This window comes from Jeotgalibacillus soli (assembly GCF_000829435.1).
GTDB lineage: Bacteria > Bacillota > Bacilli > Bacillales > Jeotgalibacillaceae > Jeotgalibacillus > Jeotgalibacillus soli.
This window is the reverse complement of the sequence record NZ_JXRP01000006.1, coordinates 20,606-44,146: the sequence shown is the minus strand read 5'-3', so window position 1 is coordinate 44,146 and position 23,541 is coordinate 20,606. Positions and strand designations below refer to the sequence as shown.

Annotated in this window: 29 protein-coding genes and 1 pseudogene; 11 read left to right on the top strand and 19 right to left on the bottom strand. The window is 39.5% G+C overall.

Annotated elements, in window-relative coordinates; genetic code table 11:
• Window positions 1–351 precede the first annotated feature (351 nt).
• The 7 genes from KP78_RS01085 (at window position 352) to KP78_RS01065 (ending at window position 5,946) form a co-directional block, all read left to right on the top strand.
• The gene (locus KP78_RS01085) at window positions 352–735 is read left to right on the top strand and encodes a GntR family transcriptional regulator (RefSeq protein WP_041085579.1); all 384 of its coding nucleotides are present in this window, start codon (window positions 352–354) and stop codon (window positions 733–735) included.
• Window positions 732–1,634 (top strand): ABC transporter ATP-binding protein, encoded by a 903-nt coding sequence (locus tag KP78_RS01080; RefSeq protein WP_041085577.1) that lies wholly within the window; start codon window positions 732–734, stop codon window positions 1,632–1,634. Before KP78_RS01085 ends, KP78_RS01080 begins: the two co-directional genes overlap by 4 nt.
• The gene (locus tag KP78_RS01075; protein WP_041085576.1) at window positions 1,606–3,570 is read left to right on the top strand and encodes a hypothetical protein; all 1,965 of its coding nucleotides are present in this window, start codon (window positions 1,606–1,608) and stop codon (window positions 3,568–3,570) included. Before KP78_RS01080 ends, KP78_RS01075 begins: the two co-directional genes overlap by 29 nt.
• Before the next feature lie 87 nt (window positions 3,571–3,657).
• Window positions 3,658–3,897 (top strand): hypothetical protein, encoded by a 240-nt coding sequence (locus KP78_RS21025; protein WP_052474430.1) that lies wholly within the window; start codon window positions 3,658–3,660, stop codon window positions 3,895–3,897.
• A gap of 6 nt (window positions 3,898–3,903) precedes the next feature.
• Window positions 3,904–4,038: a hypothetical protein gene (locus KP78_RS21020; protein ID WP_327063142.1), complete on the top strand. Its 135-nt coding sequence runs from the start codon at window positions 3,904–3,906 to the stop codon at window positions 4,036–4,038.
• Window positions 4,035–4,355: an ABC transporter permease gene (locus KP78_RS21015; protein ID WP_052474429.1), complete on the top strand. Its 321-nt coding sequence runs from the start codon at window positions 4,035–4,037 to the stop codon at window positions 4,353–4,355. Before KP78_RS21020 ends, KP78_RS21015 begins: the two co-directional genes overlap by 4 nt.
• Before the next feature lie 244 nt (window positions 4,356–4,599).
• The gene (locus KP78_RS01065; protein WP_041085575.1) at window positions 4,600–5,946 is read left to right on the top strand and encodes a M48 family metallopeptidase; all 1,347 of its coding nucleotides are present in this window, start codon (window positions 4,600–4,602) and stop codon (window positions 5,944–5,946) included.
• A gap of 125 nt (window positions 5,947–6,071) precedes the next feature.
• On the opposite strand, the gene KP78_RS01060 is transcribed toward KP78_RS01065, so the two are convergent.
• Together KP78_RS01060 and KP78_RS01055 are read right to left on the bottom strand one after the other, a co-directional pair.
• Window positions 6,072–7,136: an acyl-CoA dehydrogenase family protein gene (locus KP78_RS01060; RefSeq protein ID WP_041085574.1), complete on the bottom strand. Its 1,065-nt coding sequence runs from the start codon at window positions 7,134–7,136 to the stop codon at window positions 6,072–6,074.
• A 27-nt stretch (window positions 7,137–7,163) separates the two neighbouring features.
• Window positions 7,164–7,697: a DUF4242 domain-containing protein gene (locus KP78_RS01055; RefSeq protein WP_041085572.1), complete on the bottom strand. Its 534-nt coding sequence runs from the start codon at window positions 7,695–7,697 to the stop codon at window positions 7,164–7,166.
• A gap of 141 nt (window positions 7,698–7,838) precedes the next feature.
• Here KP78_RS01055 and KP78_RS01050 point away from each other — a divergent pair, with 141 nt between their 5' ends.
• Window positions 7,839–8,294, top strand: a complete 456-nt coding sequence (locus tag KP78_RS01050) for a winged helix-turn-helix transcriptional regulator (protein ID WP_041085570.1) — start codon at window positions 7,839–7,841, stop codon at window positions 8,292–8,294.
• Between the two features lie 14 nt (window positions 8,295–8,308).
• Here the strand turns inward: KP78_RS01050 and KP78_RS01045 are convergent, their stop codons facing one another.
• The 13 genes from KP78_RS01045 to KP78_RS00985 form a co-directional block, all read right to left on the bottom strand.
• Window positions 8,309–9,073, bottom strand: coding sequence for an ABC transporter permease (locus KP78_RS01045; protein WP_041086053.1), 765 nt, complete (start codon window positions 9,071–9,073; stop codon window positions 8,309–8,311).
• A 5-nt stretch (window positions 9,074–9,078) separates the two neighbouring features.
• The gene (locus KP78_RS01040; RefSeq protein ID WP_041085568.1) at window positions 9,079–10,035 is read right to left on the bottom strand and encodes an ABC transporter substrate-binding protein; all 957 of its coding nucleotides are present in this window, start codon (window positions 10,033–10,035) and stop codon (window positions 9,079–9,081) included.
• 14 nt (window positions 10,036–10,049) lie between these two features.
• On the bottom strand, window positions 10,050–10,832 hold the full coding sequence (locus tag KP78_RS01035; protein WP_041085566.1) for an ABC transporter ATP-binding protein: 783 nt from the start codon (window positions 10,830–10,832) through the stop codon (window positions 10,050–10,052).
• Between the two features lie 196 nt (window positions 10,833–11,028).
• Window positions 11,029–11,577, bottom strand: coding sequence for a GNAT family N-acetyltransferase (locus tag KP78_RS01030; protein WP_422723689.1), 549 nt, complete (start codon window positions 11,575–11,577; stop codon window positions 11,029–11,031).
• Between the two features lie 124 nt (window positions 11,578–11,701).
• A complete protein-coding gene (locus tag KP78_RS19835; RefSeq protein ID WP_235420797.1) occupies window positions 11,702–11,935 on the bottom strand; it encodes a hypothetical protein in 234 nt (77 codons plus the stop codon).
• A gap of 106 nt (window positions 11,936–12,041) precedes the next feature.
• On the bottom strand, window positions 12,042–12,425 hold the full coding sequence (locus tag KP78_RS01020; RefSeq protein ID WP_041085560.1) for a hypothetical protein: 384 nt from the start codon (window positions 12,423–12,425) through the stop codon (window positions 12,042–12,044).
• A gap of 153 nt (window positions 12,426–12,578) precedes the next feature.
• Complete coding sequence (locus KP78_RS01015; protein WP_041085558.1) at window positions 12,579–13,211, bottom strand: YczE/YyaS/YitT family protein; 633 nt, start codon at window positions 13,209–13,211, stop codon at window positions 12,579–12,581.
• Window positions 13,212–13,387: 176 nt separating this feature from the next.
• Entirely contained in the window at window positions 13,388–13,786 is a 399-nt protein-coding gene (locus KP78_RS01010; RefSeq protein ID WP_235420796.1) for a hypothetical protein, read from the bottom strand.
• A gap of 116 nt (window positions 13,787–13,902) precedes the next feature.
• Window positions 13,903–14,331 (bottom strand): MarR family winged helix-turn-helix transcriptional regulator, encoded by a 429-nt coding sequence (locus tag KP78_RS01005; RefSeq protein ID WP_041085556.1) that lies wholly within the window; start codon window positions 14,329–14,331, stop codon window positions 13,903–13,905.
• Window positions 14,332–14,392: 61 nt separating this feature from the next.
• Window positions 14,393–14,809: a transcriptional regulator SpxA gene (spxA, locus tag KP78_RS01000; protein WP_041085554.1), complete on the bottom strand. Its 417-nt coding sequence runs from the start codon at window positions 14,807–14,809 to the stop codon at window positions 14,393–14,395.
• Between the two features lie 191 nt (window positions 14,810–15,000).
• On the bottom strand, window positions 15,001–15,861 hold the full coding sequence (locus KP78_RS00995) for an SDR family oxidoreductase (RefSeq protein ID WP_041085552.1): 861 nt from the start codon (window positions 15,859–15,861) through the stop codon (window positions 15,001–15,003).
• Between the two features lie 168 nt (window positions 15,862–16,029).
• Complete coding sequence (gene mutT / locus KP78_RS00990; protein ID WP_041085549.1) at window positions 16,030–16,437, bottom strand: 8-oxo-dGTP diphosphatase MutT; 408 nt, start codon at window positions 16,435–16,437, stop codon at window positions 16,030–16,032.
• A gap of 210 nt (window positions 16,438–16,647) precedes the next feature.
• Entirely contained in the window at window positions 16,648–17,667 is a 1,020-nt protein-coding gene (locus KP78_RS00985; protein ID WP_041085547.1) for a phosphotransferase enzyme family protein, read from the bottom strand.
• A gap of 390 nt (window positions 17,668–18,057) precedes the next feature.
• Between KP78_RS00985 and KP78_RS00980 the strand changes: the two genes are divergently transcribed.
• Window positions 18,058–18,429 carry a cyclic-phosphate processing receiver domain-containing protein gene (locus KP78_RS00980; RefSeq protein WP_041085545.1) on the top strand — a complete coding sequence of 124 codons (372 nt, stop codon included), beginning with the start codon at window positions 18,058–18,060 and terminating at the stop codon, window positions 18,427–18,429.
• 1,162 nt (window positions 18,430–19,591) lie between these two features.
• On the opposite strand, the gene KP78_RS00975 is transcribed toward KP78_RS00980, so the two are convergent.
• On the bottom strand, window positions 19,592–20,242 hold the full coding sequence (locus KP78_RS00975) for a hypothetical protein (protein ID WP_041085543.1): 651 nt from the start codon (window positions 20,240–20,242) through the stop codon (window positions 19,592–19,594).
• 340 nt (window positions 20,243–20,582) lie between these two features.
• Window positions 20,583–20,753 carry a PadR family transcriptional regulator gene (locus tag KP78_RS00970; RefSeq protein ID WP_235420795.1) on the bottom strand — a complete coding sequence of 57 codons (171 nt, stop codon included), beginning with the start codon at window positions 20,751–20,753 and terminating at the stop codon, window positions 20,583–20,585.
• A gap of 292 nt (window positions 20,754–21,045) precedes the next feature.
• Between KP78_RS00970 and KP78_RS00965 the strand changes: the two genes are divergently transcribed.
• Window positions 21,046–21,390 (top strand): YuzC family spore coat inner layer protein, encoded by a 345-nt coding sequence (locus KP78_RS00965; protein WP_052474427.1) that lies wholly within the window; start codon window positions 21,046–21,048, stop codon window positions 21,388–21,390.
• A gap of 183 nt (window positions 21,391–21,573) precedes the next feature.
• On the opposite strand, the pseudogene KP78_RS18855 reads toward KP78_RS00965, so the two are convergent.
• Window positions 21,574–22,064 (bottom strand): annotated as a pseudogene (locus KP78_RS18855) (DEAD/DEAH box helicase); the annotation flags it as partial.
• A gap of 380 nt (window positions 22,065–22,444) precedes the next feature.
• Here KP78_RS18855 and KP78_RS00950 point away from each other — a divergent pair.
• Entirely contained in the window at window positions 22,445–22,927 is a 483-nt protein-coding gene (locus tag KP78_RS00950; protein WP_041085534.1) for a glutathione peroxidase, read from the top strand.
• Between the two features lie 80 nt (window positions 22,928–23,007).
• On the opposite strand, the gene KP78_RS19830 is transcribed toward KP78_RS00950, so the two are convergent.
• Entirely contained in the window at window positions 23,008–23,151 is a 144-nt protein-coding gene (locus tag KP78_RS19830) for a hypothetical protein (RefSeq protein ID WP_157841412.1), read from the bottom strand.
• Window positions 23,152–23,541: the final 390 nt, after the last annotated feature.

Here is a 23,541-nt window from a genome sequence, read left to right as displayed (position 1 = left end):
TTTTAACCGGAATAGTCGTGCATGTGCACGGCTTTTTTGTGCTGGCGGATAGTCCTGAAGTGCGGATAAACGGGGGCTGATCTTCGGTAAAAGTGTGTCGAACTTCGATAAATCTACTTTAAGCTTCGATAAATTACCCGTGAACTTCGATTAACTACTTGCTAACTTTTTTAACCTCCTAAACTTCGATAAACACTACTCGAATTTCGATTAACTGCCCACAGGCTTCGATTACACCACTTCCCTCATTTTCCACAACCAAACTAAAAATTCCAAATATAGTATTGACCAACCGTATTAACTGTATTATATTAATTAATACAGTTAGAACACTTTGAGAGGAGGGTGCGGATGTTTACGTTAGATACGAGAAGCCGGGTCCCAATTTATGAGCAGCTGATGGATAAGCTTAAGACGTTGATGATGCATGAGGTGCTGAAGCAGGAGGATCAACTGCCTTCTGTGAGGTCACTGGCGCAGGAGCTGACGATTAATCCGAATACGATTCAAAAAGCGTATCGGGAGCTGGAGCGTGAAGGATTTATTTATTCAATTCCTGGCAAGGGAAGCTTTGTTGCACCATTCCAGATTGATGCGAATAAGGAGCGATTGGAGATGCTGAAAAAGGATCTTGAGAAAATTATCAGTGAGATATTGTTTTTAGGCGGTTCAAAAGAAGAAATCATTCATTTGGTAAACTCCATTAAAGTTGCGGAGAGGGAGGATTCACAATGATCAAGGCGACAGCTGTTGACAAACGATTTGAGGATCTTCAAGCGGTCTCAAATCTCACCCTTCATGTGCAAAGAGGTTCGATTTACGGTCTGCTCGGGTCAAACGGTGCCGGGAAAACGACATTACTAAAAATGCTAGCAGGGATCTACAAGCAGGATCAGGGAAAAATCACAATTAATAATCAGCCGATTTATGAAGTGCCTGACACAAAGCAACGTGTATTGTTTATTCCTGATCAGCCCTATTTTTTGCACCAAACATCGCTCAACAATATGGCTGCTTTTTACGAGCAGGTCTATACACACTGGAATTCGAATCGCTTCAAGCAAATAACGGACCATTTTAAAATGGATCCAAATAAAAAGCTGAACCGTATGTCAAAAGGGATGCAGCGTCAGGCATCTTTTATCCTATCCTTATCAACGATGCCGGAAGTGATGATTTTGGATGAGCCGTTTGACGGACTGGATCCGGTTGTGCGGCAGCAAATGAAGAATCTTATTTTACAAGACGTAGCAGATCGCGGATTAACCCTTCTTGTATCCTCTCACAACCTTCGTGAAATGGAGGATTTCTGCGATTATGTGGGAATTATGCACAAAGGAACACTTCTTTTCGAACGGGATATGGATGAATTGAAAACGGATATTCATAAGCTGCAAATTGCTTTTCGTGTCGTTCCGGATAAATCATTTTTGGACGGTCTGAATGTTCTTCACTACGAAAAGCGCGGGAGTGTCCTTCTTTGTATTGTCAAAGGGAGTGTGGGAGAAATTTCAGATTACGTAGAATCCTATAACCCGGCTATTTTTGATCTTTTGCCATTAACGCTTGAAGAAATTTTCATCTACGAATTAGGAGGTGTCGGCTATGAAATCCGGAATCTTATCGTTGAATAAAGGCCTTTTTCAGCAGCAGGCACGCTCAATTTTATGGATCGCAATCTTTTTTACACTGGCATTGATTATTATGCTTCCGCTCAGTATTTTAATTAACAGCTTATCGATACAAGATCCGAGTGAATTTTATCGTCCAACGACAGATTTTAACCATCTATTCGCTTTTTCATTTCCGTTTCAATTAGTAGCATTCGCTACATTTCCAGTATTACTCGGCATTATTCTTGTGAACTACACATCTAATAAAGCGGCTACTGATTTTATGCACAGTCTTCCCTTTACCCGCCAGTCCATCTTATCGCATAGCTATTTAATTGGGATTGCATCACTTTTTATCCCGTTATTGACAACTGCTATACTGACAGCTATTTTACGTCCATTTATCAAAGTGACCTTTTATTCCTGGATTGAGATCCTAGTCTGGCTGGGTGTATCTTTTTTCATTGTTCTCTTTATGTTTATCGTAACAATCACTGTTGGCATGTTTGTCGGAAGCAGCTTGCTTCATGGAGGATTGACCTATTTAATCATCGTCCTTCCTGCAGTCATGATTTCCCTCTTACTAGTTAATGCCCAGTATTATGTGAACGGGCTCGCATTAACTGCCTATACAGAGGAGCTTTTGACAAAAGGGATTTTCTTCGTCCGGCTGGCTGAATTAAATTATGATCCATTTACTTTGTTGGAGTATGGGATTTACACATTGCTCGCAGCTGCACTTGTTTTGATATCATATATTGCTTATGCAAAAAGACCAACGGAAGCAACCGATCAATCCATCGTTTTCCCTTTCTTCCGTTACGTATTTCTTTTTGGGCTGACGCTATTTGTGATGCTGATCAGCGGTTTTTATTTTAGCGAAATTCAGCAAGGAAGCGTTGTTTGGTCCTTCATTGGATACTTAATTGGCGCCTTTATTGGGTACACCATTTTGCAGATGATTCTTCAAAAAACACTGCGATTGTCATGGCCATGGAAAGGATTTGTTAGTTATCTGGCGGCCCTTGCACTCTTATTAATTCCTGCAAGCTTTATTGCTGGCTTTTATGAAAACAAGCTGCCGGACGCAGATGAAGTCGCTTCTATTGTTGTCCATAACCCTTACACGGGCGAACAGCCGCCAATGGAAGGATTGACAGACGAAGAGACAATCAATCAAGTAATGGCTCTTCATGAGGCGCTTATTAATGAAGGACAGACGTTTCGCCACGATTTAGAAGCGATCTCCATAAAGTATACCTTGGGAAACGGCAATACACTTAGCCGTGAATATCGTGTTGATTACGATACATTGGACCAGTTAACAGAAGAACTGCGAAATAATGAAGAGTTTAAACGAAAAACTGAACCTGTTTTCTTTGCAGATCGTGATGCTGATATTCTTTATGCCGAAGTATTCGACCCAACGGGATATACAGCAGATCGAATCACAGATTTGGACAATATTGATGAACTATTAGCCGAAATGAAAAAAGACGTATTTACTGTACCAAGCCGTGCTCTCTTTTCTTACGGCAGCTATAACTATATAGGAGAAATTATTTTATCACGTGACGAGCATTCATCGCTTGTACTTCCCATCTATTCAGACTATACCAATACAATTGAATGGATGAAGGAAAATGGCTTTGCAACAGGATTGATGCTGCCGGAAAATATTGAGTCCGCAATCGTTATCCCTACCTTTAACGAGGAAAATCGAATGGAGATTGATAATGTCGTCTACGGGATGGCAGATCTTGACCAGCTGCCTGAACCAAATTTTGTCACGATGGACCCCGCACAGATTGAAATCCTTCTTGAGGTGGGGCAACAGGGCTATTACAGTGACTACACGATTGTCATTCCGGCTGAAGGCAAACCCCAGCATTTTATCCTTGGATTCGATGCGGAGGATGTCCCTGATTTTGTAGCTGAAGCATTGCCGCTGCGTTGATTCTTTAAAACCGGATGGAATTCTACGTTCTGATAACGGCTGAATTCCGTCTTTTTTTATGCCCATTTTAAATAAGGTAGAGCCATTATGATTGAAGTAAAACAGCTTAGCCACGATTTCACACTCGGAAAGAAAGGAAATAAAACAACAAATACTGGAACAATAAAAGAAGTGCTTGCTGAACCCGAAGAATTGTCGGAAACGACTGCAGCCACGTATGAGGAAGTCATCGTTTATGCAAACAATTTGGAAGCCGTAAAGGGAGTATCAGACCAACTGGAGGAGGCAAACTATGCCACCTACTCAGTTGTTAGCGAAGTGGAATAAATCAACATGCTCTATATGATTTTTAAAGCAGGACTTGTTTTAATTGGAACGATCGCTATTTTGATAGCATCCATCGGCATCTATAACACCATGACGATGGCCGTAACTGAACGTGCGCCCGATCCGATATCGGCATTATGAAAGCAATCGGTGCAAACCCGCGTGTGATTAAACGAATCTTCTTGCTGGAAAGCAGCTATATCGGATTAATTGGGGCATTTGTTGGAACCTTTACCGCTTATGGTGTCAGCATTCTGGTGAATTTCGCACTGCCGATGATCCTCGAAGCCGCTTTTCAGGAAGAGCTGCCTGCAGGATTGCAGTTTTCTTCCATTCCGTGGAGCCTTGTTGTGATCCCAGTCGGCATTTGCCTTGTCGTTACCGTATTATCTGGCTTGCGCCCAACGAAGAGAGCAACTGAAATTACTGTGTTGAAGGCGATGAGACGAGAAGTGTAAATATAAGATTAAGAGAGTGTCTTGATTGGCACTCTTTTTTATGCAAAGGATCATTCAAAAGTTCCAAAGAGCGAAAAAAATCGGTAAACGCAGATAAAACGCTATCTAATGTTGATCATCCATCAGTGAACTCGGATAACCTCCTACTCTCATCACTATCAAAATATTTGATTGACTACACGAGTTTCCTCCTATAAATTTAGTAATGTATGTAAAATACAAGCAATATCAGGAGGAATTTGGAATGAACCATTCATCATTAACATCCGAGCGCGAAACCCTTTATTTTGTGCTGGCTGCTATTTTTAGCGGAATTATTTATATTATTGCTCTTATTTCCATTATAGGGATAGGAATTGCTTTAGCTCTTCTTGTAGTGCTGCTGTATGTTAATGCTCTTATGCTGGGTTCAATTCGCGGAAATGGAGTCCGGATCAATGAACAGCAGTTTCCGGATGTTTATGAACGGGTTATTGAGCTTTCAAATAAAATGGGCTTAAAGAATGTACCAGAAGTTTTCGTCGTACACTCTGAAGGTGCTTTAAATGCGTTTGCTACCCGCTTCTTCGGACGCAATATGGTAGTTATTTATTCTGAGGTTTTTGAGCTTGCACGTCAGGAAGGAAAAGATGAGCTGGATTTTATTATCGCCCATGAGCTGTCTCATATTAAACGACGACATGTGTGGAAAAACATTCTGATTATGCCAGCTCAGTTTATCCCATTTCTTTCACAAGCCTATAGCCGTGCATGTGAGTACACGTGCGATCGCGAAGCTGCTTACATAATTCAAAATGGTCCGGCAGCAAAACGTGCTTTAACCATCTTAGGTATCGGCAAAGTGCTTTATCGTGAGGTTAACGAGGATGCGTACCTGCAGCAAATTCAAACAGAATCAAACGGTGCAGTGTGGTTAAGTGAGGTATTGTCCACTCACCCCCGCTTGCCAAAACGTATTCAAGCTGTCGGCCATTTTATGAAAGTGGAAGGCACTCCGCTGTACTTCCCAAACAACGGTAAAATTGTACTCGGCGCTGGATTGCTTTTCGGTGGTGTTTTTGGCGCGTATATTGCTGTTTTAATCAGCATGACACTTAGCGGAGTAGTTTATGGCTCTCTTCTGGCAGGGAGTGATTGGCTGGATGACACTTCTTTTGCAGATGGCTACGATGATTCTTATGATGAAATGGCTGATTTTGAAGACTATGATACAACGGGTATGGGGTTAACACCTCTTATGGAGGCCGTTAATCTCGAGGATGTCAATGAAATAGAAAGCCTCATTGAATCTGGTGCTGATTTGGAAGAAACTGATACTGAAGGCAGTACCGCCCTGATGTATACTATTTATATGGGCAATCCAGAAATTGCGGAAACACTGCTTGATGCAGGAGCCGATCCGAACACAGAGGATATATACACAAACGCGTTGGCACAGGCCTTATTCAATGAAGATTATGATATCGCAAGGCTATTGTATAACTATGGAGCGGATCCTAGCATAGAGGATAGCGCAGGCGACTCTGGCTTCTCCCTCCTTGGCGTAGATAACGAAGATGATTTTGTGAAAGCGCTGGAAAATCAATATTAATCTTAGAAACTAGTAAATCCATCGAAGAAAAGAAGCCTCGGTGGATTTTTGTATTATTGCCGTGGATGAAGCTATCTCCTTAAATAAAAAATGACCCCAGCTCAACGTCTGAGATCATTTATTATTTAAGCATTCAGCACTTTTTCCAAATGTTTAACTGTTGGTGTTAAATTAGCAAAAAAATAGGCTTCACGCAGTCTGCGGGATGGTGCGCTGTCTTTTATATAGCCGGCGCTCCCGTTGTGCAGCATGCTTGCCTGTACAGCCTGCAGCGTTAAATAAGCAGCTTCAAGACGCACCCCGCAAATTTCTTTCCAATTCGGTGTTTCTTCTTCGCCATCAAAAAGTGATTTTATTTTCCCTTGCAATTGGCGCTCTTTTTCCTGCAGCTCGTCTGATTGCGTACGCAGGAAACGATTGCAGCCGTTTTGCTTTTGGCCGACTTTTTCAATCGAAGAAATGGAAGCTTGCGTTACACCAAGGCCAAGCGGTATTTGATATGAAATGAAAGCCGGCCGGACTTTCTCAACAAACGTATCGGCATTTTCAGATAAGACCCACTCGTTAGAAATGAATACATCTTTAAATGTACAAGCATACGTCGCACTTCCATTTAGCGCTAAATAGTCCACTTTCGCTTTCAGTGTTAATCCTTCAGCGTTGCACGGGACGAAACACATAATTCGTTTGTTTTCATCCACGCCGGCAATTAATCCAAACCAATGATCTTCACCAAGGTTGGATACAGACGGCAGAATACCCGAAAGGATATATCCGCCTTCTACAGGCTTCGCTTTTAAATGCAGCTTTTCAAGTCCGGCATAATATTTCATCGGATTGGATAAGCCTGTTGCACCTAACACCTCGCCGTTTTCGAGAGAAGGAAGCAGTTTGTTTTTTAATTCTTCATTGCCGGTATTACGTACATACGTTAATGCAGCAAGGTGGCACCAGAGACAAAATGCGGTAGTCATGCACATCTTTGAAACTTCCTCTACCACTTGCATCTCATCTAAAAGAAGTTCCTTTTGTGACTTGTTTTCAGAAGATAGCAATCCAGCTTCACCAAGCTTTTTTAAAAAGCTCTCCGCATAAAAAGCATCCACATCAATTTTTTTCACATAAGGCTTTAATTCCTGTTCGATTAACTGTTCAAGCGTGGAGCTCTTATCCACTCCGCTTTTTGCCATGGTAACCACTCCTGCTATTTTTTTCAATTATTTGTTTGATTGAATTTCAGTAATCGCATCAATTGGCGCTTTAACAGCTTGACGCGCACGTTTTACAGCTTCTTCATCTGGCGCATCGTAGAAGCATAGGCACTTGGTCATATCTTCGCATACATATGTTCTTGAAAATGCTACCTCTGGTACTTCTTCATAGTGAACAGAGTTCGTTTTCTTTCTGTCCAAGTAAGCATCCATTGTTAAATCCTCTGGTAAGTTCCATTCTACCAGATAGTTCACAACCTCTGTGCTCTTCTTAACATCTTCAAGATCTTTACCTACAAGACGAACATCCTTTACTAGGTCAACTGGAATGCCAGCTTCTTTCAATGTTTCAGTTGCTGCATTTTGGTTCTCGCTTTCAACAATAAAGAAAGAACGTGAAAAGTCTTTTGATACTTGAAGCTCGATCAGGCTTGAATCGCTTTCAGCCAGCTTCGCTTGAAGTGCTTCTACCTTTTGATCCAATTCTTCTTTCGTTGACACGATACCCGCTAATGATGATTCGATTAAATGTAGTCCCATGTTAATCCCTCACTTATTTTTTTTTTTTTGAAAATTGATACTTCTTGTAAGTTATTTTATTATACTTAGTATAAAAAATCAACCTACATGATTGCAAAATAATTATGGTAAAATTAAAATACACACTGGAGGGACTTATTTATGAAACCAAGATACAATTTGCCATGTAATATTGCCCAATCTCTTAATATTATTGGAGACCGCTGGACATTATTAATTGTCCATGAAATCCTCATCGGACAAACAACGTTTAATAACATCAAGAAATCACTGGATGGCATTTCTTCCAATCTTTTATCCGAACGGCTCAAATATTTGGAGGAAGAAGGACTTCTCATGTCTGAATTGTATTCCGATCACCCGCCCCGCTATCGCTACACTTTGACAACAAAGGGCGAGGAGCTTGAGCATGTGTTCAATTCCCTTATTATATGGGGCAGTAAAAACTTGCAGAAATGCTATAAAAAACTGATCGATCCCTCCTCAGGTGACGAAGTTGAGATCGCCTACTACTCAAAAGAAACCGGTGAGCGTATTGATAATATCGAGGTAGTACCTTTTGAATATGAGCTTCAAACAATTGATGGAGATAAATAATATCTCCATTTTTTTTATCCGCGTACCATTCCAAAATGCTTGCCAACCCATCCTTCAAAAACACTGATCAAACGATCCAACAGAAAGCCGCAAACACCGATAAAAATAATACCTGCCAAGACATAATCAAGATTCAGCATATTTCTCGCATCAACAATTAAGAAGCCAAGGCCGGACTGCGCTCCGATCATCTCTCCTGCTACAAGGAAGATCCATGCAGTACCAAGCGCTAAGCGAAGACCGCTGACAACAGATGGAAAAGCAGCAGGGAAAATAAATTTATACATTAGCTGCCAGTTCTTAATCTCCAAATTTTCAGCAATTTTCAAATACGAACGATCGATTTTCTTTACACCCGCTACGGTCGTTAATAATACAGGGAAAAATGCTGCAATAAAGATGATTGCAATAGCCGGCATATTGCCGATCCCAAACCAAAGTACAATAAATGGCGACCACGCTACAGGAGATACCGGTCGCAGCACTTGAACAATTGGGTCAATCACTTGCCAAACTCTCGGTGATCTACCCAGAAGCATTCCGAGCATAATAGCAGGAATAACCGCTAATAAATACCCAGCTATAAAACGTCCAAGACTCACCTGTAAATGGACAAATAGCGTTCCATCCACAATCATGGCAATAATCGCTTTCGCTACACTTAACGGGGAAGGAAGCAATGCTTCTTGATAGTCCCCTATCCAAATAACCATTTGCCACAGAATAACAAGAATTGTCATCCCTATCGAAAAATTCAATATTTTTTTCCTGAAATTCATCTCGATCACATCGCTTCGTCTATAAATGTGTTGTCTACGAATTCCTCAAAAGCAGGTGGATTTTCCATCAAATCCATCTCAAGGACAAAATCTCGCAGTTTGTTGTATTCATTTTCCTCAATACGCAATCCATCAAAAGAAATCCATTCAAGAGAAAGCTCCAGTACTTCTCGATCCACATTCATAAATTGATCAAAAGAGGCATATACATCTTCCCCTTTATGCTCCGCATGCTCACCAGATGCAACATATTGCTTCACAAGTGATTTAGTGGCTGTCTGATGGTTGTCGATAAAATCCTGTCTCATAACAAGCACACAGCAATAGGAATCAGCCCAAATTGCGTCCGAATGGCTAAGGACATTCCCAATTTCATTTTTTACAGCAAGTGCACCAAATGGCTCTGCCACTACATAACCTGCAATTCGATCCTCTGCTAATGCTGCAGGCATTTCGGCAGGCGCCATCTCTACTACATTGACATCATCAAATGTTAATCCTTCTTTTTTCAGCATTTCATATAATAAGATATTATGGCTGGAATACTTATGAGGAATTGCGAATGTCTCACCTTTTAAATCCTGTGCTGTTTCAATGTCGTTTGCAGCAACGAGAACATTCCCATCTTTATGCCCAAGCGCAAGCGCCTTTAGATCAATTCCTTTTTCCTTAGCCTTCATGGCAAGCTCTACTAATACAGATGCCCCATCAATTCTACCAGAATTCAAGGCATCCATTAAATCAGGCCAGGAACTGAATCTGACCATTTCAATATTGTAATCTGCGAATTCCCCATCATGAAGGTGTGCGTCCAAATAGAGCGGCCCAACATGAGTGATTGGCAGATAGCCAATTTTAATTGTTGGTTTGCCTCCAGCCGTTTGCTGCGACTGTCCGCACGCCGATACTAGCATGACAAGCGTTAGTAAGAATGGGAGCGCCCATTTACCCCGTTTTTTCACCGTTCATCTCCCCCTTAAATGTTGTATTCCGGAGCAAGCTGTTCATCACTCAGCTGGAATTCTTCTAAGATCTTTTTACGGTAATATTGGAAATCTCCATGCGTACGATCACGCGGTTTCATTTGATTGATCGAAATTTCTTTGAAAATTCTCCCTGGATGTGAGCTCATAATCATAACTCTGTCCGATAAATAGACTGCTTCGTCAATATCATGCGTCACAAGGACAATTGTTGTTTTCTTTTTTTCCTGAATACGGAGAAGTTCATTTTGCAGATTGTAACGATTGAATGAATCAAGCGCTGCGAATGGCTCATCCATTAAAATCACATCCGGCTGAATGGCAAGTGCTCTTGCGATTGCCACACGCTGCTGCATCCCACCTGATAATTCATGCGGAAATTTATTCAGATGTTCTTCAAGTCCAACGAGCTTTAATGCATCCATCACTCGCTCTTTTTTCTCTTCTGCTGAGATCTTTTCCTCTTCAAGTCCCAATTCTACGTTTTTTATAACAGAGCGCCATGGAAGCAGGTTAATTTGCTGGAATAGCATGACGCATCGTTTGGTTGGACGTTCCACCGGATGACCATCATGCATTACGTCACCGTTATCCGCTCTTTCAAACCCGCCCACAATATTCAGCATCGTGCTCTTGCCGCATCCGCTCTTTCCGAACAAGGTCACAATTTCACCCTTTTTCACACGAAAAGATACATTATCCAACACATGAACTGGCTTTGCTCCATTTCCAAATGATTTATTTACATCTGTTACTTCAATCATGTATTCCGACACGTTCGCGCCTCCCGTCCCTACAAAGACCTTAATCCCTATCAGTTTAGTATGTTTTAAGTTATTTTAATATACTCACTTAAAAAAAACAACTTTAATTTCAATCTTTTCAGAAAAATAGCAAAACAGAGAACAAAACTCGTACAAAAAAGCCAGTCTCTTAGCAAGCGAGTGCTTTACTAAGAGACTGGCTATCTGTCTATTTATTTAATTTGGCATAAATACAAGTGTCTCTTAATTGGCTGCCGTCCTCTGCCAACGAATCATTTTTTAAAACGCCTTCTAATTCAAATCCTAGTCTCTCTGGAACAGCTCGGCTCCTTTTATTTCTTGCATCACACCGGATCTCCACTCTATTCGCATTAAGCTCCTGAAAGGCAAAATCCGAAATACCTTTGACTGCTTCTGTGATATAGCCATTTCCGCTATGCCTGCTATCAATCCAGTAGCCTATCTCAAACTTCGGAATCTCCCAATTAATTCGATGCAAACCTGAAGAAGCAATAAATTCTCCCGTCTCCTTATGAAAGACTAGGAAGCGCAAATCCTCTCTCTTTAAAAACTGAGTATGCGCTTCCCGAATATTTGCTTCTACCTCCCCAAGTGATTGTTCCTTCTGGGCAAAAGGAAGCCAAGGCTTAAGCTCTTCTATAGATACATTGATGGCCTCATAAACGGTTTTCCCATCTCCTGGTTGAGGCATTCGCATGTGCAATCGTTCTGAATAAAATTCGGTTGGAAATTCCATCAATATAGGCTTCAAGACTAGTCCTCCTCTGCGCCGTTAGGCAAAATAGTCATTATACATTTGTACTATACTACCACTAAATACTTAATTTCCTTCCAATATCAGTAGTCTGCCATTTAAAAAATCATCCACCCAGGAGTTCCGGATGGATGATTCGTTCAAGGTCGGCCTGAAATCGATTTCCATCATTTTGTTTGGTCTTTTTACAAGATTTCACTAACACAAAGCTGCAATAATTTTTAATCTGCATCTGCACCTCCTCCACCCCCGGCTCCGCCATCTGTGTAGCTTCCGGAACTGCTGGGTGGTACAGACGTCTATGACCAGGTGTGAACCATATATTCAAATGGTTCCTCACCAGGTAAATATAACATGAGACCATTTCAGCTTCATCCTTTTTTAATATTGAATATCCTGTTGCCAATCTAAATTGAAGGGTGTGCTTTGGTGCCTTTTTATCGTATTTAAAGCGGGACGAGACTGGAACAGCATTCACCGTGATGCGTTCTTTTTCCACTTCGGCAATGTATCTGTGAAAGCGTGAGTCTTTGGAGCTCCGCTGGATTTACAAACCCAAGCTCAGCGTTACTTTTCAAAAGTTCATAGGCTTCAAACTGATCGACACCTTCATGACCATGTACATGAATAACACGAAATGCGCTCCTACAGGAACCATTTAATGTATAATTAAAAATTTCATTCACAAGCACATCACCATTTGGCTGTATCCAGGCACGAATATTAATTTCATCCACAGAATAAGAACGTGACAGTGCAGCCTGTGGATGAAAAGCGGCAATAAAGAATAACATGAAAGTAAATAAGCCGTAGATTAAATTTTTCTTCATTTAGATGTCTCCCTTCTTAACTTTTTACGTATACGCCATTTAAAAGATTCAATACCTGCCCCCTAAGCCACTGGATCACTTCTATGACGGAACAATGTGAAAATTAAATACAAAAACCCGTATTACTCAAAGAGCAATACGGGCGGCAGTATACTAATTTTCTAATGGGAGCGTTTCATGAATAATACCTGATTTAAATTTAGTTACCCACTTGTAAAACAGTTGAATCAGCGGTCCGATACCAAATGCGACGAGCACCGTCCCAATGCCAATGGGTCCGCCAATGATTAAGGCGATAACCAGTACCGTTACCTCCATAATTGTTTTTGAAAAGGATAAGCTTTTCCCTGTTCTATATTGTACGGCCAACATTAGGTTATCAATCGGGTTTCTGGCAAAATTCGATTGCAGATAAAACGAAATCCCAATTGCCATAATGAAAATCCCGCTGACAAGCATACTAACCCTTATCGCCATCGAGGTAACCACCAGCTCTGAAAACACCATGATCAACCAGAAATCGATAAAAGATCCGATTAAAAAGATCGTGATGACAGCAAAAAAGTCCGGCTTTTTTTTCAATAAAAGCGCATTTAATAAAATAAGGAGAAAACCGACAATAAATACCCACGTTCCAACGGTAAGACCCATTTTTTGTGATAGTCCTACATACATGGCATCCCATGGTCCTGCCCCAAGATCAGCAAAAATTAACATGCAAATCCCGAAGGAAAGAAGCAATAATCCAACTAAATAAAACAATCCAATAATAATTTTGTTCTTCATGGTGCACCTTCTTCTATAATCCTTCTTATTCCCTCAATCATCGTATCATTTTATTAATGTTCGTGCTATAAATGCTTTCTATTCGTTATCTTTTGTTTCGGTTTTTCCAAGTCATTTACGGAAGAATCAATAAACAATGCCAATAACGACTGAAAGAGCTCCCGCTGCTTAGGATTTTACCAATCCTCTTTCTCTGCCATCAGCCACATGACCTCGTCCAAATAAATATGTTCGAGTACGTTTACCCAAGCTTTACTTTCAATAATTTCATCGTCTTCACCTGAATATTCATTTCCGTTAATGAATGGATATATGGCAAAGACATCCTCGCTAATCACTTGCAGATTCTCTTTCAGCATGTGAACGGGTGCTACGATGTTTACCCCTGCTTCCTTTAACGCTTTCAAATAGTTCATCAGCCCATTCGCAAGACCAAGAGGCTTTTGAGTTCTTTTAATAATATACACAACTCGGTCTGACTCCATATAATAAACAGGTGAAAATGGATAAATGCTTTTCGGCTCTTCATCTGCGTCAAATCCAAAAGCCTTTAAAATCTGTTTGCCGCTAGTCAAGATCATCGCTTGCAGCCTTAATATATATATAATGTTTTATTCCATAAATATCATCTCAACAGATAAAAAAATTCACCCTGTTTTTAGGACGAATACATGATCAAGGCCACTAGTTTTCACTTTCCAACTAAACACTTATAAAAAATATCCTTCAGGTTTTGAACCTCTCCGTCCGATAACATCCCAAACATCTTATCAATTTGTTCATTGATCTGCTTTCGCGCCGACTCTAGAAGCTCTCTTCCCGCCTCTGTAATTTCTAAATTATAAGCTCTGCGGTCGCGGTCATTTTGCGTTTTTACAACATACCCGTCTTTAATTAGCTTGCTGGTCAATACAGTGACTCCGCCAGTTGTAATATTCAACTGCTCTGCAAGGATGGAAGGACGTTTAGAGCCTTCTACCCCTAATATTTTCAGAAGGAAAAGATGGGTTTTAGAAAGTCCTACCTCATTATGGTGATTCCATTCATTCGTCCATTTTCTTTCAAGAGAAAAAAAGATCTCATATAATGAGCTGATATTGTCAATTCTTTTTTCGTTCATTCTATTCATCCCCAAAAATATGAAGTCAATTGCTGAAACCAGCAATCATTCTTTATGAAAATTAATTCGCTAATTTTTGCGCTTCAAGAAGCTGATACGTACGAACCTTACGTGGTAAGAAACGACGAATTTCGTCTTCGTTATAACCAATTTGAAGTCTCTTTTCATCCATAATAATTGGACGGCGAAGCAAACTTGGATATGCTTGAATCAGCTCTAATAGTTCATGAAGAGACAATGAATCTAAATCTACATTTAGCTCTTGAAAAGCCTTTGACCTTGTTGAAATAATCTCATCTGTTCCATCTTCTGTCATACGAAGAATCGTTTTAATTTCTTCAATGCTTAGAGGTTCTGAAAAGATATTTCTTTCTGTGTATGGAATTTCATTCTCTTCTAACCAAGATTTTGCTTTTCTACATGAAGTACAGCTAGCTGTAGTGAATATTGTTGTCGACACGATCCATTCACGCTCCATTTATCATATTTATATACATTATTGCACTTTATTTTTAATCGATAGCTTCTGCTTTTATTACATATCTTATTTCAAGCTTATATATATCTTACATGTAAGATATATATAAATCAAGTGATACGCTTATAAAAGTATTTACCGGGCAAAAAATACGATTACAGGCTAGAGAAAGCACTGGTGTCTAGAAAAAATTATATTATGGTCTCCTGTTCTTTATTTTTCAAGCCAACCTGCTCCTCACTCCATGACCACAATCTTTCAGCCAACAACTCATCCCGAGCTGCAACAGACACCGGAGCTTCTTTCATCTTATAAAAATACTTCCCTGTCACATCTTTGATTTCCGGGTCAGTCGCCAGGTAAATGGCCGTTTTTGCTCCTTCAGCTGCAGTTAGAAAAAAAGGCTTAAGTGCACGTGTAATAAGACGTCCAAAATCAGTTTTTCGGTTTACGCCAAGATTCGTTGCCACTGCTCTAGGATGCACGGAGTTCACTGTGACATTGGTTCCTTCCAGCCGCTTTGATAGCGCAGTTGCAAACAGGATATTTGCAAGCTTCGAGCGTCCATATCCTTTTGCTGCATTATAGTTTTTCTCGAAATAAGGATCTTGAAAACTCATACTGCCCCACTTATGAGCACCTGAGGACACGACGACAATTCTGCCGGACTCTGCATTCTTAAGCTCCTCCAGTAATAAATTCGTTAAAAGAAAATGTCCCAAATGATTAATGCCAAGCTGTGACTCAAATCCATCCTTCGTCAATTCTCGTTTTAATGAAACAACTCCTGCATTATTTAGCAATACATCCAGACGGTCAAATTTTTCTTTGAATTTCTCAGCAAATGCTCGTATACTCTCGAGTGAACCAAGATCGCAGTGCATCAGTGTAATCTCATTAGAACCGCTTTGCTCTTTGGCTGAAATCCAACCGACCTTCCCTTTGCGCGGATCTCTGCACAGCATGACAACATGCATGCCACGCTTCGCAAGCTCGATTGTTGCTGCCAATCCCATTCCGGAATTTGCGCCTGTTACTAAGGCTATTTTCATCTTGCGCACCTCTTTTCCAGTGTATAGGTTTTTATAAAAACGATGTATCAAGTTTTCTCTTACAATAAACCCCACGCAGCTTGCTACATTTACTGTAACAGCAAACACGTAGGTTTTTCTGCCTTATCTGTTTATGATATTCGATGTGATCTGATTAACTCCTGCCAATTACACTGCAGTTTGATCAGCCGCCAAAAGTTTATTAACAGCCGGAAGATCCGCTGGTGCCCATTCGAGGCTTCGCAAATGATCAAGGGAGACCCATTTAATTTCGGCGTGCTCACGAGCAGTCGGCTCGCCTTTTAAAATCGACGCTTTATATGTCATAAGTCGCACGATCATGTTTTCGTACTCGTGCGTAGTATCCTCAACTAATTCAAAAATGTTAAGCGTGCAGCCAAGCTCTTCTTGAATTTCCCGGTAAAGCGCTTGTTCCGGCTGCTCTCCTTGTTCTATTTTTCCTCCGGGGAATTCCCAGACATTCGGAAGCGACATCTCAGGTGAGCGCAAAGCGCATAGTACTTCATCTTGATCATTGGTGATGATTGCTCCAGCAACATTTATCGTTTTCTTCATATTAAAAGCTCCTCACCTTATGTACTCTTCAACTAATCTCCTATTCTACCATTTTATAAGTAGATTTTATGTGAGTAAAGGGAGAGACCTCATGTGGGGATTTTATCGAAGCTCAGGCATCATTTGTCGAAGCTTCAGGACTAATTCACCAAAAAAAAAAGAGCGAATTCAGATTATCTCTCCGAATCCACTCTTAACCAACCACCACCATTACCCCTTCAATCTCTCTAAAACTTCCCCATATTGCAGCTCTACCATCGGTTCATTGCGAAGTAAGCGGTCACGAATTTGCGCTACTAGCTGTTGTGTATTGTCGCTGGCGTTTTCCATATCCACTTTTTTGTGAAAAACAGCATAAAGAACATAGTCTCTTAGTTGTAGGAACAAAGGAATTCGATAAATCCACTCCGGATCAATCTTATTTACCTTTTGGTAGCCTTTCAAAAAATGATAGAGCAGCTCTTTTCCAAATTCAGATCGATCCTCCAAGATTTCGTTTCGACACTTCCACCACACCGCATAATAAAGCGGAATGGCGATATCACTCATATAGTAAAAATAAGCACTGTCATCAAAATCAAAAACATGAATTTCGTTGCCATCAAGAAAAAAGTTCCCCGGATGAATATCAGAGTGGATGAGCCCAAAGCTCTCCTTTGTTACAGGAAGGCCCTTGATAACTCTCACGACCTCTTCTCCGTCAGCAATTATTTTTGCATCCTTTTCTTTATCTAGATAAAGGCCAAAGTCCAGTACATCATCCTCTTCCCAATGCTCCCGCTTATGATCTCCAGGCTGATAATCCTTTGTGACTCGATGCATTCCCCCTGTAATTTGTCCCCATTTTTCAAATAGCTTCGGACCAAAAAGAGGGTCATCTATTTTCACAGGATTTCCAGGCGCTTTATCAAATAAACAAACAAAAAATGATGTGTTGCCCACAGGGATTTCTTCTACAAGACTTCCATTTTTAGACTGGTGCACCAAGGATACATTAATCGCTTTTGCATGAAGGTAGTTAATCCATTCGAGCTCTGCTTCTACATCCGCCATATTGCGATGAGAGGAATGAGTTAGCCGCAAAATATAGGGCTGGTCATTTTTATATACTTCAAAAACGTAATTTTCAAAGTCTCCTAGCTTTTTAGCCTCTGTTGCATCTGCATTATATCGGCTTGCCGCTTCATTTAATAGATCTTTAGTAAATAGCGCTTCTATCCACTGTTCCATCTCAATCCCCCATTTAACATTTAATGATTAATGATTAGGGCCTTCTACTATGCTTATCATTTTCAGCAACTAACCACCAAAACTTCAGCATCATTACATATCTTCCACATATTGCGACAAGAACCCTTTTTGCATACTCTCATATTTTCAAATAGTCATGAAAACAGCCGTTTCGATCCAGTGTCCCATTATCCATACTTCTTACGAAACCAGCTAGTAAAGAAACGATACAGCCCTTTGATAGATATATTTTGGAAACATGGTATTTTTTATGCTGATTATGCCCTATTCTGACAAAAAATATGTTATAATTAATAGATACAAATGAATTACTTTGGGTTATTCGACTTTTCTTAGTCACCCCCCTGTATAAGAGGAGGAGTATAAGAAATGGAGAAAATCAGCGTTTTTCTTGATGACTACCGGAGTGCACCTGACGGCTATGTATTGGTTGAGACAATAGATGAGTGTATCGAGCTATTGAAAAAATTTAAAATTGAACATCTGTCTTTAGACCATGATTTATTAGATCGAACTAGGAATGGTTTTATGCTTGTTCAAATGATGATTAAAGAAAAACTATTTGCTAACCGCATAACCGTTCACTCTGCCAATTCAGGTGCAGGTAAAGCGATGTATAACAGCTTGAAACAAGCACAGCACGATTCTATAATGCCGCATTCCACTATTTTGTCCTTAAGACCCTTGCCCCTAAAATTCTTTCCGCCACGGGTACTGCAGCATTATTTAGAAGTACAGTAGACCCAACTCTTTGCATCCTATCCATCTTTCAATGATATTTACTTACCCTTAAATCTGTAAGTAGTGATTAGTAAAATTCGAGCAGGACGACTTAATTCGAACGGAACGTTGCTTATCCCAACCATAGAAAACAGAATCCAGGGGAATGAATGATCTAAACATACGATTTCGAGTTTGATCAACTAGAATCATGTTTTATGATCACACCAATTATCGTTTCTTCCGATAACACAACAGGCTATCTAATTCAGATAGCCTGTTGTTTTTGCGTTAAAATCCCTTTTTAAAAAAGTACAAACCGTTTCGGCTAAATGGAACCGGATCAGCACATGGAGTATTTTTATATCGTTATTCTCTCTTCTTTCATCAAAAAATCCGATTTTTTTATGCCGATTACGAACAAATTTGCCATTAAGGAAAAGATTTCTGCAAGAAAGAATGCCCTTGTATAGGAATTGAATATTTTATAAATAAGGCGCCACACCTGCCTGATGAGCCGCAAAAATTGATCCGTAGACTATTCCACTTTGTTTAACCATTCAGAACAAGAAACAAATCATACAGGCTGTAGATTCCATTAAATTTAGAGCAGATCATCCACATTCGTCTCCAAACCCAAGTAATGAACTCACACAGTTAAGTATGGTTATTTATTATCCAGATTCCCGAAAGAGCAGAATATCATCATTATGACATTCTGCTCTGTCTATAATGCTGCACAGGGTTTAATAATTTTCCGGCTTTGTTATTCCACTAACCCCGCAGTTTTTGTGAAAAAATAAATAGTAGGTTACCGATAGATGTGATAATATTCATCGTAACTGTTCTGCACCTATAAAGATGAATGCATTAAAGTTGTTTTAAAACCATAAAAGAAAACAATCCCTTCATATTAAATAGCAAGAACTAGCACAATCTCCAGTGCGTGCGATTTGGGAGAGCATTTTGCATATGCATGTGGTTAATTTACATTTTTATATAGGCGAATAATCAATCGAGGAATAAAAGATAAAATGCTCCAAATGACCGAAAAAATGATAGAATCTCGTATTTCATTGAGGATTTCTTTCATCCAACTATTCTTTCGCTTCTTTTGATTTTTGTTCATAAGCCGCCTCCACCTCTCATTCTTTCAGCTATGACATTTGCCGCTTCACAAAAATTATTTTATTTTTTTGTTAGCAGCCTTTTCTTTTTTTTGAAAAGGAGCATACTCTTCATCAAAGGATATAAACCAATAGCCTGACTCATCCTGCTTACATACTGCACTTCTACTTTCACTTAAACCCATCGGTGTAAAATGGCAGGCACAAACTCTCTCAATATCAAGTTCAGCATCACGATAACGGTAGACCATTAAAACGGTTGACTGCTGAATAGTATTCCTTTGGATAATTAAATCGTTAAGATAATCGATTCTTTCAGCCGATCCAATATATTGAATACCTATCACATTATGAGGAACATAGCCTTCCACTGTTTCAGAAAAGAGCTTTTCGATTGTTTCGACATCTTTATCCCAAACATTTTCTCTTTCTAAATGCAGAGCAAGATACAAATAGTTTTCCGGATCTTTTCGTGCATCCCACTTCCACCATGACAAGTCCATAGGTCTTGATCGCCCTTTAATCCGATCGAACTTTGAATCCTCAACAAAAGCTTCAAACCCCAACATTTCTCCTAAATTAGCAAAATAATCGATTTCCCTTTTTGTAAACATAGAATGATTATGCAAATAAGACAAATTCATTCTTCTATAATTCCGAACATACCCTTCAAAAAATTGCATGAGATTAAAATATTGTTTTTCCATCCGTATACTATCTCTCCCTTATTTTTAATCCTTCATTTCACTTTCGCATATCTATCATCTATTAAATTGTTTCACATGAAACTCTCATATCTAATCCTTTCGAACTGCATGCTGATAAATGTTATGGTGTAGTCTGTCATTTAGCTTCATCTGAATTTCAAGTAACAGACTGTATATTTTTCAATCAGTAATATCCATTCAATCTCACCAAATTTTCTTAGCAGCTTCTAAATCATTCAAACGTATAAGCCCTTTTTGCATAGGTGATGGACATATCTTATTATGCTTTATAATTTCTCATTAATTACTTCTCCATCATTTTCTGGCTGGCAAGATTGAATTAAATTACGTAATATTTATGTGGTCTAGGCTCATTCGTATCCCACTTACTTTCTAATAATCCTTGTTTTTCCAAACGTCTAAGAAGCGGATATAACGTCCCAGGTTCAACCTGAATGCCTTGATTACCTAGCATCCAAACAAGCGAATATCCATATTGAGGCTCTGACAACTGGCTTAGCACCCCACTCGTAATAGTCCCCTTCGCAGTACCTGCATTAATTTATCATTATGTTCCACAAGACCCTCTGAGTTTCTGTTTATGTTATTCCGTAAGAGCGCCCGATTTTTGAGGAAAGATCTTCAACTACAATACTTCGTGATCGCCTTAAACGTTTATTAGTTTAATAAGATTTTTTATTAGACAATATAGTCTTATTGTTCATTACAAATGCATCAACATCAAGTCACCATTATTCAATTATTTACATAAACATATTTGTAAAAGCAGCAGGAGGTAAATGATGTATTACCAAAACCCCTATTACCAATTTCCTATAAATCGTCAACAATACCCTCCAGTTGACGTCACAACCTTTGAGCATTCTGTAAAAGCCTTTCAAGTAACTGTTGTCGAAGCCGGCACTTTACTTAAAAAGTTTGCTGAACCCCAATTCGCTCATAGGATAATGTCAGCAGCTCAAACTGGAAATCATAAAGAAGTTGACAGTTTAATTAAATCGATAGGGATCAGCACACCTGTTACAGCTAAATACACTCCAGATGGAATTTTTCTTACAATTCATGCTGAAGCTCAAGGTTCACAATGCTGTACTTTAACGATGTACCTTAGATGGGGAAAATTCTAAATTTCAGTACTACGCACGATTTTTTGTCAGCGATTTCACTCCTTTACAACTAAGAACTTCAGCTTTTACAGCCATAAATGTAAAAAATACTCTCTCCTTAATGCAGGACTGCTCCCTATTTAGAGGATCCCTCTACAACATCCTTTTTACGGTACGATTGCAGAAACATTCCTATCAGATATCTTATACCATAAGAATTTCACGAATATCCTCTTCTGTTAAAGAGGCTAATGCTTTTTCTTCCGAATCGATAATGTCTGAAACGAGAGCCTTCTTTTTTTCTTGGAGGTCATTCATTTTTTCTTCAATTGTGCCGCGGGCAACGAGCTTGATCACCTGTACAGCCTTTTTTTGGCCGATTCGATGAGCGCGGTCTGCCGCTTGCTGTTCGACCGCGGGATTCAACCAGAGATCATATAAGATGACTGTATCCGCACCTGTCAGGTTCAGCCCGGTCCCTCCTGCTTTTAAGGAAATCGAAACAGATCCCTCTCCCCCTCATTAAATCGATTGCAGAGCTCCACTCGTGCCTCTATAGGCATTTGTCCATCAAGATAAAAATATTTTTGCTCTCGCATAGTGATCTCTTTGCCAATCAGCTTAAGCATTTTTGTAAATTGGGAGAAGATCAATACTCTTCTTCCGGAAAGTCTCGATTCTTCTATGATTTGCAAGGGATCAAGCACCTAAAACAGTTGCAGAAGATGGTTTAGCCAAGATACAAACATTTTTATCTTAAATCGAACCATTCCAATTTTCCGGAAGGTTTTTTATCCAAGAAGACCAATTCCATCTTCGTCTAATGCGCATTATCTTGTTTTTTTCGCTTTCATCTAAATATGGAGAGATTATTTTAAAATTCGCTTTCGCAGCGAAACTCCTCTTTGTTAACTGTTTCGGAAATCAGCAGCGCATTTAATCAAGTAAAAAGGCGTAAGGGGCTTATGGAGCCGAGTTGTGATCCTGAGGCTTTTGAATAAACATTTTTAGCTCAAATCGTGTAAGATTTAACCGTAAGTGACTTACATTTCAGAATGAACAGGAGGATTTTAATATGGGAACAGTTTATGATTATACAGTTAAGATGCCAAACGGAGAACAGAAATCATTGAAAGATTATGAAGGAAAGGCATTAATTATCGTAAATACCGCTAGCAAATGCGGCTTTACTCCCCAATTTAAAGGGCTGCAAGAATTGTATGATAAACATAAGGATAAAGGGCTTGAAATCCTTGGATTTCCTTGTGATCAATTCGGGAACCAGGAATTTGACAATATTGAGGAAACCACTCAATTCTGTCAGATGAATTATGGTGTTACTTTCCCTATGTTTGCTAAAGTAGACGTAAACGGCGACAACGAAGATCCTTTATTTACTTTTTTAAAGGGAGAAAAAAAGGGACTTTTGTTAAAAAATATTAAATGGAACTTTACTAAATTTCTTATCGATCAAAACGGGAACGTAGTAGAGAGATATGCGCCGACTACAGAACCAAGTAAGATAGAGGGAGATTTATTGAAGGTTATTTCTGAGTAATAGACACTCCTCTTTGCTTTGCTATCTTTGAGACATCAATTGAATTATCTATAGTCTTGAAAGTTCAAGACTATGGAAAGTTAAGAAGAATCCATTTTGATTAACCAAAATGGATTCTTCTCTAGCTGTTTTAAGTTTCTAAGTTTCGTTTTTCCGTTCTGGCACAGCTGCACCATTTGCTTTTTGAACGCGGCTGTAAATGTGCGGCGTTCTCGCTTTGTCATATTCGAGGCTCCTCATCTGTTTTAGATCAAGTGTACGTAACCTTAATTTTTCTGTCCAGATAAGTGTAGACGCTCCATTGTCTACTGAATTTCAACTAGTAAATACTAGTATCTTTTCATACATAATCAGACAAGGTTTGACTAAAGGCGTTATCTCATTAACTTGTGTAAGACCAACAGGTTAAGGGGATAGCGTCTTTTTTGTTTTTCTGTTACGTGGAATTGTCTGCAACCATGTAAAAAACTGAGGTTACTAGTTAAAGATCACTGGTAACAATGGCTTGTTGTTGGTTGTACAGGGGGTACTGTACCGTCTCGACAATATTGAAAAGAGAGAAAGTAATGGGGTGGTTTACGTCCTGGATTGCACTAATGAAGCAGATCCAATTA